Source organism: Idiomarina aminovorans (assembly GCF_023155095.1).
Classification (GTDB): domain Bacteria; phylum Pseudomonadota; class Gammaproteobacteria; order Enterobacterales; family Alteromonadaceae; genus Idiomarina; species Idiomarina aminovorans.
Window position 1 is genome coordinate 540,622 of sequence record NZ_JAKNDA010000001.1, and the last position, 14,166, is coordinate 554,787.

Consider the following 14,166-nt stretch of genomic DNA (forward strand, 5'->3'; position numbering starts at 1 on the left):
GAATCGCTATGGGACAATTTAATGCATCAGAACTGGTTAATTCCGGAGTTAAGCAATTACGTCCGTATCAGGCGGGAAAGCCGACCTCTGAATTACAACGTGAGCTAGGCTTACAACATGTGGTTAAACTGGCTTCAAACGAAAACCCTCTGGGTTTGAGTGAGAAGGTAAAGACGGCTCTGGAAGCTGAGTTAACGGACTTAGTGCGTTACCCCGATGCTAACGGCTATTACCTTAAAAGCCGCCTGGCAGAATTAAATGAAGTAACGACTCAGCAAATTACGCTTGGCAATGGCTCTAACGATGTGCTGGAAATTTTAGCTCGTACTTTTGTGTCAGATAAAGATGAAGTTATTTTTTCACAACATGCTTTTGTGGTGTATCCGCTGGTTACTCAAGCTATTGGCGCCAAACCTGTAGCGGTTCCTGCGGTAGATTACGGGCATGATCTTGATGGAATGGCAAATGCGGTAACTGATAAAACCAAGATGGTTTTTATTGCCAACCCGAATAACCCAACGGGTACCTTTTTATCGACATCCGCTCTTAAGGGCTTTCTGGATAAAATACCGCAGAATATCATTGTGGTTCTGGATGAAGCTTATTACGAGTATGTGCCAGAACAAGAGCGCGCTCCATCGTTAGAGTGGATAAAGCAATATCCTAACCTGGTTGTCAGCCGAACCTTTTCTAAAGCCTATGGTTTGGCAGGCTTGCGTGCAGGTTATGCTGTCAGCAATGAAACTGTTGCGGATGTGCTGAACCGAATTCGTCAACCGTTCAATATGAATTCGTTGTCACTGAAAGCCGCTGAAGTGGTACTGGATGATCACGCGTATTTGCAAAAAGCGGTTGAGATAAACGCTCAGGGTATGGAGGAGTTGATCAAGTTTTGTGAAGAACTAGGCCTTAATTACATTCCATCTTACGGCAACTTCTTAACCATAGAAGTCGGCCCTGATGCCGAAAAGCTTTATGATCAGCTGTTACACGAAGGCGTTATTGTTCGTCCTGTTGCGGGTTATGAGTTACCTCACCATTTGCGTGTCAGTATTGGCTTACCGGAAGAAAACCAAGCCTTTATTAACGCGATGAAAAAGCTGCGTGGGTAACCCTATTGAACTGAAGCCGCGGCGTTCGTGTCGCGGTAGTGTCACTTTACCGGGCTCAAAGAGCATCGCTAACCGAGCTTTGCTCATGGCCGCTTTGTGTCAAACGCCGGTTAGGTTACGTAACTTATTGGTAAGTGATGATACCGGCCGAATGCGTGAAGCTTTAACGGCGTTGGGTGTTGGCTTTAAAGACAACGAATTAATGACACAAGTGACAGGTGTTGGCGGTCATTGGCAAAACTCATCGTCAGAACTTTATCTCGGCAATGCCGGTACCGCGATGCGCCCTTTGCTTGCCGTATTAGCAGCGACTTTGCAAAACCCCGAGACAGCAGTTGTATTAACGGGTGATACACGAATGCAGGAACGTCCGGTAAAGCATTTAGTGGATGCTTTGCGCCAACAAAGCGCCCGGATTGAGTACTTGGGTGAGTCTGGTTATCCCCCCGTGGCAATTTCATCAGGGCTTAAGGCGGGTAATTTTGAAATAGACGGTAGCGTGTCCAGTCAGTTTATCTCTGCGTTGTTAATGGCACTTCCCTTACTTGCGGGAGATTCAAAGCTGACCTTAAAAGGCGAGGTGGTATCCCGTCCTTATATTGAACTGACGCTGCAAATGCTGGCTGACTTTGGTATTGCTGTAAACAAACGTTCCTCTCAATGTTATGCCATAAAAGGCGGGCAACATTATCAATCTCCGGGTGATTACTGGGTCGAAGGTGATGCAAGTGCAGCTTCCTACTGGATGGCTGCGGCTTTACTGGGCAATGGTCCGTTGGAAATTATTGGTATTGGCAAAAACTCAATTCAGGGCGATAAGCGATTCGCTGAAGTCATCGAGCAAATGGGAGCTTCGGTCAACTACTGTGAGAACAGTATAATAGTCAGTGGCTCGGGCTTTATTCACGGAATTGACGAAGACTTCAACGACATTCCCGATGCGGCAATGACCCTGGCGCCACTGGCTTTGTTTGCAGATAAGCCAACGACAATTCGTAATGTAGCCAATTGGCGGGTGAAAGAGACGGATCGTCTTCACGCAATGGCAGAGGAACTCAGTAAATTGGGAGCCAGGGTGGAGGAAGGTCAGGACTACCTGCGTGTAGAGCCTGTTCAAAATTGGCAACGTGCGGTTATTGATACCTACGATGATCACCGTATGGCGATGTGCTTTTCTCTGGTGGCTTTCTCTCCCGTCGGCATTACAATTAACGATCCGGACTGTTGTGCAAAAACCTACCCTGACTACTTTTCCGAGTTTTCACGGCTCTGTTACAGTTAACTCTTAAACTCGCTGACTTTCATTAATGCAATTTTTTTACAAATGCGTATAATTATGCGGCTAAATGCTGCGTAACGCAGAGCAATTAGAGGATTTTATGGCAACTCATATTCCAGTCATTACGATTGACGGGCCGAGTGGGGCAGGAAAAGGAACGATAAGCCGGTTATTGGCGGAAAAACTAGGTTGGCACTTGTTAGACAGCGGTGCTATTTATCGGGTGCTGGCGTTAGCAGCCTTGCATCATGATTTTACACCAGAAGACGAAGAGAGTCTGGTAGCTTTAGCGGCACATCTTGATGTAAAGTTTGAAGCGGGAGAAGAACGCGCACTGACTCATATAATTCTTGAAGGTGAAGACGTTACCATGACGATCCGAACTGAACAGGTAGGCAATATGGCTTCAAAGGTTGCCGCCTTGCCTAGAGTCAGAGAGGCTTTGCTACGCCGCCAGCGAGGTTTGAAAGAGCTTCCCGGTTTAGTCGCAGATGGCCGGGATATGGGAACCGTTGTTTTTATTGATGCCGATGCAAAAATCTTTTTGACCGCCTCTGCTAAAGAACGTGCAAGACGACGTTTTGAGCAATTGAAGGAAAAAGGTTTTAATGCTAATATTGATGAATTAGTGAACGAAATTAAAGAGCGGGATGATCGCGATATGAATCGCTCGGTGGCACCACTTAAGCCAGCCGAGGATGCGTTGTATCTGGACTCTACCGATACGTCTATAGAGGACGTATTGGAACAAGTATTGACGTTTGCACATAGCAAACTCTCAAAGACTAGCTAAGGTCATGTGACCTTAATTAGGCGTCTGTTGTAAGGAAGCAAACAGACTTTATTAATAACCCCGCTGCATACGGAAGTTCAGTGGACGTCTTATTTATAAGCGAAGTTAATTACTATGTCAGAAAATTTTGCAGAATTATTTGAAGAAAGCCTAAAGGAAGTTGAAACTCGCCCGGGCTCCATTGTTAAAGGTACTATCGTTGCTATCGCAAAAGACCTGATCTTAGTTGATGCAGGCCTTAAATCAGAAAGCGCGATTCCAGCAGAACAGTTCCGTAATGCAGAAGGTGAATTAGAAGTCAGCGTCGGCGACGTAGTAGACGTAGCCCTTGATGCAGTTGAAGATGGCTTTGGTGAAACCGTTCTGTCTCGCGAAAAAGCGAAACGTTACGAAGCTTGGCTGGTTCTTGAAAAAGCACACGAAGACAATGCAACTGTTATCGGTATTATCTCCGGTAAGGTTAAGGGTGGCTTTACAGTAGACTTAGGCGGCGTACGCGCATTCTTGCCTGGTTCACTGGTTGATGTACGTCCGGTACGTGAAACAACGCACCTGGAAAACAAAGATTTAGAATTCAAAGTTATCAAGCTTGATCAGAAGCGCAACAACGTTGTTGTTTCTCGTCGTGCTGTTATCGAGAAAGAGAACAGTGCCGAGCGTGAAGAACTGCTTGAGAACTTGCAAGAAGGCCAGGAAGTTCAGGGTATCGTTAAGAACCTGACTGACTACGGCGCATTCGTTGATTTAGGCGGCGTCGATGGCTTGTTGCACATTACCGATATGGCTTGGAAGCGTGTTAAACATCCAAGTGAAATCGTAAACGTTGGCGATGAAATCACTGTTAAAGTATTGAAGTTTGACCGTGAACGCACTCGTGTCTCTCTTGGCCTGAAACAGTTAGGCGAAGATCCATGGGCTGATATCGCAAACCGTTACCCAGAAGGTCACCGTTTAACTGGTCGTGTTACGAACTTGACTGATTACGGCTGCTTCGTCGAAATCGAAGAGGGTGTTGAAGGTCTGGTACACGTATCAGAAATGGACTGGACTAATAAAAACGTTCATCCTTCTAAAGTGGTTAACCTGGACGACACTGTTGAAGTTATGGTTCTGGAAATCGACGAAGAACGTCGTCGTATTTCTCTAGGCCTTAAACAGTGTAAACCAAACCCATGGGAAGAGTTTGCTAAGAATTACAATAAAGGTGAGCAAGTTACCGGTAAGATCAAGTCAATTACTGACTTTGGTATCTTCATTGGTCTTGACGGCGGCATTGATGGTTTGGTCCACTTGTCGGACATTAGCTGGAACGCTACTGGCGAAGAGGCTGTTCGTGACTACAAAAAAGGTGAAGAAGTTACCGCTGTAGTTATGCAGGTTGATGCTGAACGTGAGCGTATCTCACTGGGTATCAAGCAGCTTGAAGAAGACCCATTCAATAACTACCTGGCTGCCAATAAAAAAGGTGCTATTGTTACAGGTACAGTTACTGAAGTAGACGCTAAAGGCGCCAAAGTTGAGTTAGCCGAAAGCGTTGAAGGCTATGTTCGTGCCGCAGATATCTCACGTGAGCGTGTTGAAGATGCAAGCACTGAACTGAGCGTTGGTGATTCTATTGAAGCTCGCTTCATGGGCGTTGATCGTAAAAACCGTACTCTTAGCTTGTCTATTCGTGCGAAAGATGAAGTTCAAGAGAAAGAAGCGGTTGAAAGCGTTAATAAACAGCAAGATACCGATTCAAGTCTGAACAGCGCAATGGCTGAAGCCTTTAAAGCGGCTAAAACTGACGACGAATAATTTACTGCGCTTATGCAGTTGATTAAATGGAGGTAATGATGACTAAATCAGAGCTGATTGAAAGGTTAACTTTGAAACACGAGTTACCTCCTAAGCAGGTAGAAGCTTCGGTAAAAGAAATACTCGAGCAGATGGTGCAATCCTTATCACAAGGTAAGCGCGTTGAAATTCGGGGGTTTGGAAGCTTTTCTCTGCATTATCGGGCTCCTCGCGTCGGTCGTAATCCTAAAACAGGTGATCCGGTTGAATTAGACGGAAAATACGTACCGCATTTTAAAGCGGGCAAAGAGCTTCGCGAGAGGGTCGATACATTAAGTTAGTTTTTACGCTCGATCGATAAAAACGGCATGCTATACTGGCATGCCGTTTTTTTATAACTAACAGGTAAGCAATTATGCTTAAAAAGCTGCTTATTCTCATCCCTGTATTACTCATCTTTCTTTTGGCAATGGCTTTTGGTGCGCAGAATCCGCAAACAGTGATTGTTAATTTACTGGTTCTGAAAACAGAAATGGCTGTTGCATCATTACTTGCTATCTTTTTTGGTAGTGGTTTTGTTGTTGGTCTGTTATTACTTTGCTTGTCTAGTTTATCCTGGCGCTATCGGTACCGTCGTTTACTAAAGCGTTTGAATAAATTGGATAAGGACAGTTAACCGTTCATGTTAGAGCTTCTGTTTCTGCTTTTACCTATTGCTGCTGCCTATGGCTGGTTCATGGGTCGTAATAGTGTTCGCACGGAAGAAAGGAAAGAACAAAAGCGATTTTCCAAGCAATATGCTACCGGTATTAACCTTTTGTTATCAGATCAGCCCGACAAAGCAGTTGATTTGTTTGTGGAGCTATTAGATGTTGATAGCGAGACAATAGAAACCCATTGGACGTTAGGAAAATTATTTCGCCGTAGAGGGGAAATTGATCGCGCTATAAAAATTCACAAAAATCTAACGTCACTTCCTAATTTGACAGAGCATGATCGCTTAACCGCTATGTACGAGTTGGGTAAAGATTACCTGTCCGCCGGAATTTACGATCGCGCTGAGCAAATGTTCGCGGGTCTGCAGAGTTATAAATTGTTTCGGGAAAAAAGCCAAAAACATCTTCTTGAATTGTACGAATCTACCCATGAATGGGATAAGGCGATAAAAATCGGCTTGCGCCTGGCAAAACAAGACAGTCATGCCCGAATTGTTCTGGCACAACTTTATTGTGAACTGGCAGAGCTAGACGACAATATATTGAGTAAAATTAAACATTATAATAAAGCACTTAAACATGACGGTAATTGTGTTCGGGCAGTACTTTCTTTGGGTAAAATCTATATGAGAGAAGGTGAATATGGCGAGTCTATCAATTATTTAACCCGGGTATTTGAACAAGACAAGTCATTCGTTTGCGAAACGGTCCCTCTGTTACAAGAAGCTTTTGAAAAAACTTCTGATACTCATACCTTTGTAGAATTTCTCCACAACTGCGTCGAGCAGAACGCAGGAATAACTGCTGCTATTACACTTTCAGAAAAAATTTGCGAATCACAAAGTATCGAAGATGCTGAACACTTTATGACGCAAGTATTAGAGCAGCATCCAACAATGCGAGGCTTTCATTATTTAATGGGTCTTCATATTCGGGCTGCTGACGTCGGAAATGCCCGTGACAGTCTTCGTAGACTTAGGAAAATGGTACATGAACACATCGTCCAGCGACCCAATTACAAATGCCGTCATTGTGGCTTTTCTGGACATACTTTGTATTGGCGTTGTCCTTCTTGTAAGAGTTGGACAACAACAAAACCTATTTTCGGATTAGATGGTGAATAACAATATGGCGTTGCCAAAAATTTATGTCGCATTAGATTGCCAAACAGAAAATGAAGCTGAAAATTTAGTGAGCAAACTACCTGCTGGTAAAGTAGGACTGAAAGTGGGTAAGGAGTTGTTTACCGCAACAGGCCCTGACTGGGTCAAAAAGCAAGTTGATAAAGGCTTTTCCGTTTTTTTGGATCTGAAATTTCATGACATTCCAAACACCGTGGCTAAAGCAGTTACTTCTGCGGCTAAAATTGGTGTCGATATTGTTAATGTGCATGCTAGTGGCGGTAGCGAAATGATGAGAGCCGCAAAAAATGCATTAAACCAAATTGACAGATCGCCGTTGCTAATTGCTGTGACAGTACTGACTAGTATGAGTGATGCTGAGCTTGCCGAAATCGGAATTCAATCGAGCGCAGAGCAACAAGTGCTTAAATTGTCTGGATTAGCGCAGCAAGCGGGCTTGAATGGCGTTGTTTGTTCTGCTCAGGAAGCTACAATGCTTAAAAGTGAGTTAGGTTCTTCATTTAAACTGGTTACTCCGGGAATACGACCGGCTAACAGCTCGGCTGATGATCAAAAACGAATTATGACACCAGAAGCAGCGATACAAGCCGGAGTCGATTATATGGTTATTGGCCGCCCAATTACGCAGGCTGAGGATCCCGCCACCGTAATTACTGAGATATTACAGGCCATAGGAGAGTAACTTATTCTGACCTCTGCAATATCGTAATCTTCAAACAGGCTAAAAGAGTTCGGCTATAGTTGTCCTTACTGCAGTGACGCAGTAATTTTTTGAATAGGGAATGAAACTATGAAGCTGAAATTTATACCGATATTTGTTGCCTCATCGCTATTTTTAGCGGCAGGAGCACAAGCCACTCCATTATCGGCATTACCGGGGTTATCGCCGGTGGTGCAGTCTGAAGATATTGAGAAGACGGTGAATATTAACACCAGTTCTGCGCAAGAGCTTTCATCAGCTTTGGTTGGTGTTGGTGTGAAGCGGGCGGAGCAAATTATCAAATTCAGAGAGCAGCTGGGAGGCTTTACAGAAGTTGAGCAGTTGCTTGATGTCAAAGGTATAGGTATCAAAACATTAGAGAAGAACCGCTCCTTTATTACTATTGAGTAATGAAAAAACTCCAGAGATAAAAGGGTCGATAGTTACGATAACTATCGACCTTTTTTTATAACGGCTTTACCTAGCTAAACTTAGTCACACTTTTCCATTTCGGCATGAGAGCTCGAACGAGCTTGAGAGATACTCGCGATACGGCTGTCTTTAACAAACTGCGGGCGATTATCAGCTGAGGCTACAGGCAGTGCTTTAAACTCTTCCTTGCGCTCCTCGGCCGTTGCCTTTGTCATTGCAGAAAACGAGGATCCACTGAGCGTACGGTTTGGTATAACCGCTTGAGTCTTTTGCTGCTTACGTTTTTGCCCGGCAGCTCTTTGATGACGAGGAGAGCGACGCGAACGATCCCGGCCTTTCTTCTGTTCAGCAACCTTAGGTTCCGGTTTTTCTTCAGCGGTATCTATCGCTTCAGTTGTCTCTGGTGTTTCATCAACGGCCTTGTCATTGCTGCTTTCTTGACCCGTATCAGGCTGTGAAGCTTGTTCCTCAACCTTTTCCGTTGGGATTTCTACTTTATCTTGAGAAGGGGCTGATTCAGATTCAATTGTGGCTGAAGGTTCTTCTGAGCTGTTCACTTCTGCTTTAGCAGGAGTTTCCGCCGTATCTTCTTTATAGCTCTCTTCCTTAGCTGTCGGCTGAGTCTGATTCTGTACTAATTCAGCGGCTGCTTGCATCCGTGGGTCGAGTACTTTATCAGAGATCGCTTTATTTTCATTTTTACCAGAGCCGGTTTGCTGCGAAGGCTTGTCTTTAGTCTGATCCGCTTTTTGAGTGTTATTACCTCTATCGGTAGTCACTTCTGAAGACTCTCGTTGCTTTGATTCACTCGCTTTTACTGAATTATCTGTCGCTGACACACGAACAGATTTCTCAATAGGCTTGCGTTGACGGCGAGGTTTATCTTGAACAGGTTTGTTCTCCTTCGCCTTTTCTTTTTCTGCTTCAACTGGGTTGCCGACCGTCTCAGTTTTTGCGGTGTCAACTTTCTGCTGACTATTTTTGTTACTGCGCCCCCGGCGTCTACGGTCGTTACGATTGCGGCTGTTTCGGTTACCGGCGTCATCGCGAGACTCGGTTGACTTCTCTTCCGTTACAGTAGCGGTTTCAGATGCATTACCTTTACTGGCATTGGTATCTTTAGCCGTCGATGAGTGGTTGCGACCGCGTTGCTGACGATTGCCGGAGCGGCGGTTACGGCCCCGACGTTGTTGATTGCGTTGATTCTGAGAACTGCTTTGCTTGTCTTTATCAACTTCCGCCTGGCTTTGTTTTTCATCTGAATCAAACAGTCCAGAGAACCAAGTTTTTAATCGACTCAGTAACGAAGGTTGAACAGTTTTTGGCTCTTCAATTTTAGGTGTCGGCGCAGGTGCTGCACTCGGTGCCTGAAGACCTTTCAATGCAGGCTCTTCAAACTTAGCTTTATCCTGAGTCAGGGTAATTGAAACCGTAGACTCTGTTTGTTCTGGTTTTTGCACCAATTCAAAACTGGCTGATTCGGGAACTTCGTCATCGCGAACGCGCAAAACTTCAAAATGCGGTGTTTCCAGATGATGATTTGGAATAATGACGATTTTAACGTTGTGACGCTTCTCAATATGGTTAACGGATTGACGCTTTTCATTTAACAGGTAAGTGGCAACATCCACCGGCACTTGCGAGTGAACCTGAATAGTGTTGTCTTTAATGGATTCTTCTTCAATTAGACGCAAAATTGAAAGCGCCAGCGAGTCACTGGAACGTATGGTTCCCTGCCCGTTACAACGTGGACAGATATTGTTTGCTGATTCACCCAGTGAAGGGCGCAAACGCTGACGTGACATTTCCATCAAACCAAAGCGAGAAATACGAGCAACCTGAATGCGGGCCCGGTCTTGAGATAAACTGTCACGCAAACGGTTTTCTACATCGCGCTGGTGACGAGCAGGGGTCATATCAATGAAGTCGATAACAACTAATCCGCCAACATCGCGGAGACGCAACTGACGCGCGATTTCTTCTGCCGCCTCGAGGTTCGTCTGTAATGCTGTTTCCTCGATATCCCCACCTTTAGTGGCCCGTGACGAGTTAATGTCAATAGACGTTAAAGCTTCGGTTGGGTCGATAACAATTGAGCCACCTGAAGGCAACCGCACATCGCGTTGGAAAGCAGACTCTATCTGGCTTTCAATTTGATAGTGACTGAAAAGGGGAACGTCGCCTTCGTATTGCTTAACGCGCTGCAAAAAGTCAGGACGGATAAGCTGTATATGATTGCGTACCTGTTCATAGACTTTCGGGCTATCAATAAGAACTTCGCCAATATCACGGCGCAAGTAATCACGGAGGGCCCGGAAGATAACGTTGCTTTCCTGATGAATAAGAAACGGAGAAGGGCGTTCGTTAGCTGCTTTGCTGATGGCTTCCCAATGGTTTAGCAGAACGTTCAAATCCCATTCCAGTTCTTGTTTTGACTTACCGACGCCAGCCGTACGAACAATGAGCCCCATATCTTTCGGCACATTTAAGTCAGATAACGCTTCCTTCAGAGCTGAACGCTCATCGCCTTCAATGCGACGAGAAATACCCCCGGCTCGAGGGTTGTTCGGCATTAGAACCAAATAACTGCCCGCCAAAGAGATAAAGGTTGTTAAAGCGGCGCCTTTCTGGCCACGTTCTTCTTTGTCAATTTGAACAATAACTTCCTGACCTTCTTTAACCACATCTTTGATGTTAGGGCGGCCCTGGAAAGTATAACCTTGTGGGAAATAAGTTTTTGCGATTTCTTTAAGAGGAAGGAAGCCGTGGCGGTCAGCGCCATAGTCAATAAAAGCCGCTTCAAGGCTAGGCTCAATACGAGTGATTTTGCCTTTATAAATGTTGGCTTTCTTTTGTTCGTGACCAGGACTTTCAATATCTAAATCGTAAAGGCGTTGACCGTCAACCAACGCTACACGCAATTCTTCCAATTGCGTGGCATTTATTAGCATTCTTTTCATTACTGTGACTCAATTCTTTGGGCCACAATATGACACGCCTTTATGGCGATCGTGCAATTATCGAATTCGTCTGTCGCTGCAAGCCCTTTAGAACCTGCGTTACCCGTCATCTGCAACGTGTAACTAAAATGAGTTTGACTGTGCCGATAACACCAACTGTTAGGTGTCATATTGTCGCTAAATTTTACGTCTGCAATCGATCTTTAAACAAAGCGTATTCAATGTGCTGTGTTCCTCTCCGTGCCATCAACATCTCGGGTAAGTCACTTTTTAGACTTTAAAACCGTACGCTGATGTGGATAATGCGTCGCTTCGTTATTTCGATTGCGCGAAATATATTTTAGTCTGCCATCGTCGATGGACTTTGAGGACTGATTATTTCATGAAAACCATTGAAAATACAAGCGACAATTTCGCTGTTGAATCCCGCAGATGATGGTAAAATAGAGGCATGAAAACAATTCAACAAGAAGTTCGCTGGCACACTGTCTCTGCCGATGAATCAGGCCAGCGAATAGATAACTTTTTGATAGCGCAATTACGCGGTGTTCCCAAGTCTTTGGTCTACCGAATTGTTCGCAAAGGCGAAGTGCGCGCGAATAAAAAGCGTATAAAACCTGACTATAAACTGAAGGAGGGCGATCTTATTCGTATTCCTCCGGTTAAAGTCAGCGAGCGACCAGAGCTACCTTCTGTAAAACTTGAGCAGGTTGCCGCGCTGGAATATGCCATCGTTTATGAGGATGACGCACTGCTGTTAATTAACAAACCCTCAGGTGTTGCGGTACATGGTGGCTCGGGTTTGCAGTTTGGCCTTATTGAGGGGCTGAGGGCTCTGCGACCCAAAGAAAAAAGTTTAGAGCTGGTTCATCGTCTTGACCGCGACACCAGCGGTTTACTGCTTGTTGCTAAAAAGCGCTCTGTATTACGAAGTTTGCATGAACAATTGCGTAATAAGGAAATGAACAAACAGTACTTAGCTCTTGTGAGAGGCCAGTGGCAAAAGCGGGTTCGCAGTGTAGAAGCGCCGCTAAAAAAGAATACCTTAAAGTCTGGCGAGCGAATTGTACGTGCTGATGCAGAAGGTAAGGCGTCTTTAACGCGATTCAGAATTCAACAAAGGTATAAAGAAGGGACGTTAGTTGAAGCTTCTCCTGTTACCGGCCGAACTCATCAGATTAGGGTACATGCTTTGCATGCTGGTCATCCTATTGCCAAAGATCCTAAATATGGTGACACAGACTTTGATAATGCTATGTCAAAACTTGGATTAAACCGACTGTTTCTGCACGCATGGAAGTTGCGTTTTCTGCACCCTGTGACAGAAAAAGATGTAGCTTTTGAAGCACCTTTGGATGACAACTTACAACAAACATTAAAACAGCTAACGGCTCAATAATATGGACGGTTTATAATGATGTACGATAAGCGATTTATTGTGTTTGACTGGGACGGTACCTTAATGGACTCAATAGGTCGTATTGTGTCATCGATGCAAAATACCGCTCAGCATATAGGTTTTCCGGTCCCAACCGATGTCGCGGTCAGAGATATCATTGGTTTAAGCCTTGAACCGGCAATAGAAAAACTGTTTGGTGTGCTTAATCCTGCAGAACTGGATAGCTTTTTAGCTCAGTACCGTGATGAATATGTCGATTTAAATCCAACACCGTCACCATTATTTAATGATGCAAAAGCGGTCCTTTCTCAATTAACCGATGCGGAATTCCAGTTGGCTGTAGCAACAGGGAAAGCGCGCAAAGGATTACAACGAGTCTGGTCAGAAAGTGAAACCGAACATTATTTTGTAAGCTCAAGGTGCGCTAGTGAAACATTAGGTAAGCCTAATCCTCAAATGCTTCATGAAATAATGGATGAACTTAAAGCACCTCCGGAACAAACCGTCATGGTAGGGGATTCAGTTCATGATATGAAAATGGCAGTCGCAGCCGGAGTATCCCCGGTTGGGGTTAGTTTTGGTGTGCATAATGCTGACCGGTTACGAGAAGCTGGAGCTATTTTGGTTGTCGATTCATTAACAGAATTGAGTGGTAGACTTATAAAGGAGAGACTATGACGTTGCCGTTAATCCTTGGGTCAGGTTCTAAATACCGCCGTGAGATTTTGGATAAACTTCATTTAGAGTACGATGTTGTTAAACCTGATATTGATGAATCTGCAATAACGGCTGAGGGCCCACAACAATTGGTAGAACGTTTGGCTGAAGCCAAAGCCCGTGCAGTTGAACAACGCATAACGCATGAACAGGCGATTATCATTGGTTCTGACCAGGTTGCTGTTTGTGACGGGGATATATTAGGGAAACCGGGAAACACTGAGAACGCGGTGAAACAATTACTGGGGTTTATTGGTAAAACGGTTACCTTTTACACTGGGCTAGCTGTGCTGAATACCGCAACCCAGCAATGTGATGTCAGAGTTGAGCCTTTTGACGTTGAATTTCGGCAATTGACTATTGATGAAATAGAGCGTTATGTTGAACTTGAAAAGCCATTTGATTGTGCTGGTAGTTTTAAAAGTGAAGGGCTGGGCATCAGTTTATTCAATAGTCTAAAAGGTGATGATCCAAACACCTTAATCGGGTTACCAGCTATAGCTTTATTAGATATGTTGAGAACCCACGGAATTAACCCTCTGAATAAGGAGTAACGACAGATTTCCCTTGTCACTAAGGTGGAACTTCGTTAGTATTCGCGCGCTATGCAAAAACTTCGTATTCCCATAACGGTTGACCCAGTTAAAAGTGCCAACAAGAAATTGGCCTATGACGGGGTCGTACCTGGCAAAACATTGAAACGGCTACAGGAAAGCCTGGTAAATTCATGTCCGGATCCTGAAGCCACTGTTGAGTTTGGAATTGATGAGCAAGGCATTAGTTATTTTGCAGGGGAAGCAAAAGTTGCTGTAAAAGTACTTTGTGAACGCTGTAATACGCCTCTGGATGTTGATATTCTCGCGCAATTTGCGTATGCTCCTGTCACTAAGCGGCAGGTAGCGGATGACTTTCCTGATAGTTACGAAGCTATTGAGGTAAACGATTTTGGAGAAGTTAACTTGCATGGGCTTATTGAAGACGAATTAATTCTGGCAATGCCATTAGCTCCAAAGCACGATGCTAAGGCATGTCAGGTGGACCGTGATGCGATGACCTGGGGTGAGATTGACGAATCAGTTGATGAAGAGTCAGATAACCCGTTTGCCGCATTACAAGAATTGAAGCGTAAATAATCAGGAG

At 44.6% G+C, this 14,166-nt stretch carries 14 protein-coding genes; 13 read left to right on the plus strand and 1 reads right to left on the minus strand.

Annotated features, from left to right (window positions below):
* Positions 1-8 precede the first annotated feature (8 nt).
* From hisC to L8G48_RS02765, 9 genes are all read left to right on the plus strand, one after another.
* Positions 9-1,112: a histidinol-phosphate transaminase gene (gene hisC / locus L8G48_RS02725; RefSeq protein ID WP_248263080.1), complete on the plus strand. Its 1,104-nt coding sequence runs from the start codon at positions 9-11 to the stop codon at positions 1,110-1,112.
* Positions 1,105-2,394: a 3-phosphoshikimate 1-carboxyvinyltransferase gene (gene aroA / locus L8G48_RS02730; protein ID WP_248263081.1), complete on the plus strand. Its 1,290-nt coding sequence runs from the start codon at positions 1,105-1,107 to the stop codon at positions 2,392-2,394. The genes hisC and aroA overlap by 8 nt, the downstream gene beginning before the upstream one ends.
* A 97-nt stretch (positions 2,395-2,491) precedes the next feature.
* The gene (gene cmk, locus L8G48_RS02735) at positions 2,492-3,184 is read left to right on the plus strand and encodes a (d)CMP kinase (protein WP_248263329.1); all 693 of its coding nucleotides are present in this window, start codon (positions 2,492-2,494) and stop codon (positions 3,182-3,184) included.
* Between the two features lie 114 nt (positions 3,185-3,298).
* Positions 3,299-4,981: a 30S ribosomal protein S1 gene (rpsA, locus tag L8G48_RS02740; protein WP_248263082.1), complete on the plus strand. Its 1,683-nt coding sequence runs from the start codon at positions 3,299-3,301 to the stop codon at positions 4,979-4,981.
* Positions 4,982-5,019: 38 nt separating this feature from the next.
* Positions 5,020-5,301, plus strand: a complete 282-nt coding sequence (gene ihfB / locus L8G48_RS02745) for an integration host factor subunit beta (protein ID WP_011234600.1) — start codon at positions 5,020-5,022, stop codon at positions 5,299-5,301.
* 74 nt (positions 5,302-5,375) lie between these two features.
* Entirely contained in the window at positions 5,376-5,636 is a 261-nt protein-coding gene (locus L8G48_RS02750; protein ID WP_248263083.1) for a lipopolysaccharide assembly protein LapA domain-containing protein, read from the plus strand.
* A 6-nt stretch (positions 5,637-5,642) separates the two neighbouring features.
* Positions 5,643-6,800, plus strand: coding sequence for a lipopolysaccharide assembly protein LapB (lapB, locus tag L8G48_RS02755; protein ID WP_248263084.1), 1,158 nt, complete (start codon positions 5,643-5,645; stop codon positions 6,798-6,800).
* Positions 6,801-6,804: 4 nt separating this feature from the next.
* Entirely contained in the window at positions 6,805-7,500 is a 696-nt protein-coding gene (gene pyrF / locus L8G48_RS02760; RefSeq protein WP_248263085.1) for an orotidine-5'-phosphate decarboxylase, read from the plus strand.
* A 108-nt stretch (positions 7,501-7,608) separates the two neighbouring features.
* Positions 7,609-7,929: a ComEA family DNA-binding protein gene (locus tag L8G48_RS02765; RefSeq protein WP_248263086.1), complete on the plus strand. Its 321-nt coding sequence runs from the start codon at positions 7,609-7,611 to the stop codon at positions 7,927-7,929.
* Between the two features lie 80 nt (positions 7,930-8,009).
* Here the strand turns inward: L8G48_RS02765 and rne are convergent, their stop codons facing one another.
* Positions 8,010-10,910: a ribonuclease E gene (gene rne, locus L8G48_RS02770; RefSeq protein WP_348983633.1), complete on the minus strand. Its 2,901-nt coding sequence runs from the start codon at positions 10,908-10,910 to the stop codon at positions 8,010-8,012.
* Positions 10,911-11,361: 451 nt separating this feature from the next.
* Here rne and rluC point away from each other — a divergent pair, with 451 nt between their 5' ends.
* The 4 genes from rluC to yceD are packed head-to-tail and all read left to right on the plus strand — an operon-like array spanning position 11,362 to position 14,159.
* Positions 11,362-12,309, plus strand: coding sequence for a 23S rRNA pseudouridine(955/2504/2580) synthase RluC (gene rluC, locus L8G48_RS02775; RefSeq protein ID WP_248263087.1), 948 nt, complete (start codon positions 11,362-11,364; stop codon positions 12,307-12,309).
* A 15-nt stretch (positions 12,310-12,324) separates the two neighbouring features.
* Positions 12,325-12,987: an HAD-IA family hydrolase gene (locus tag L8G48_RS02780; RefSeq protein ID WP_248263088.1), complete on the plus strand. Its 663-nt coding sequence runs from the start codon at positions 12,325-12,327 to the stop codon at positions 12,985-12,987.
* Complete coding sequence (locus tag L8G48_RS02785) at positions 12,984-13,580, plus strand: Maf family protein (protein WP_248263089.1); 597 nt, start codon at positions 12,984-12,986, stop codon at positions 13,578-13,580. The genes L8G48_RS02780 and L8G48_RS02785 overlap by 4 nt, the downstream gene beginning before the upstream one ends.
* Positions 13,581-13,631: 51 nt before the next feature.
* Positions 13,632-14,159 carry a 23S rRNA accumulation protein YceD gene (yceD, locus tag L8G48_RS02790; RefSeq protein ID WP_248263090.1) on the plus strand — a complete coding sequence of 176 codons (528 nt, stop codon included), beginning with the start codon at positions 13,632-13,634 and terminating at the stop codon, positions 14,157-14,159.
* Positions 14,160-14,166 lie beyond the last annotated feature (7 nt).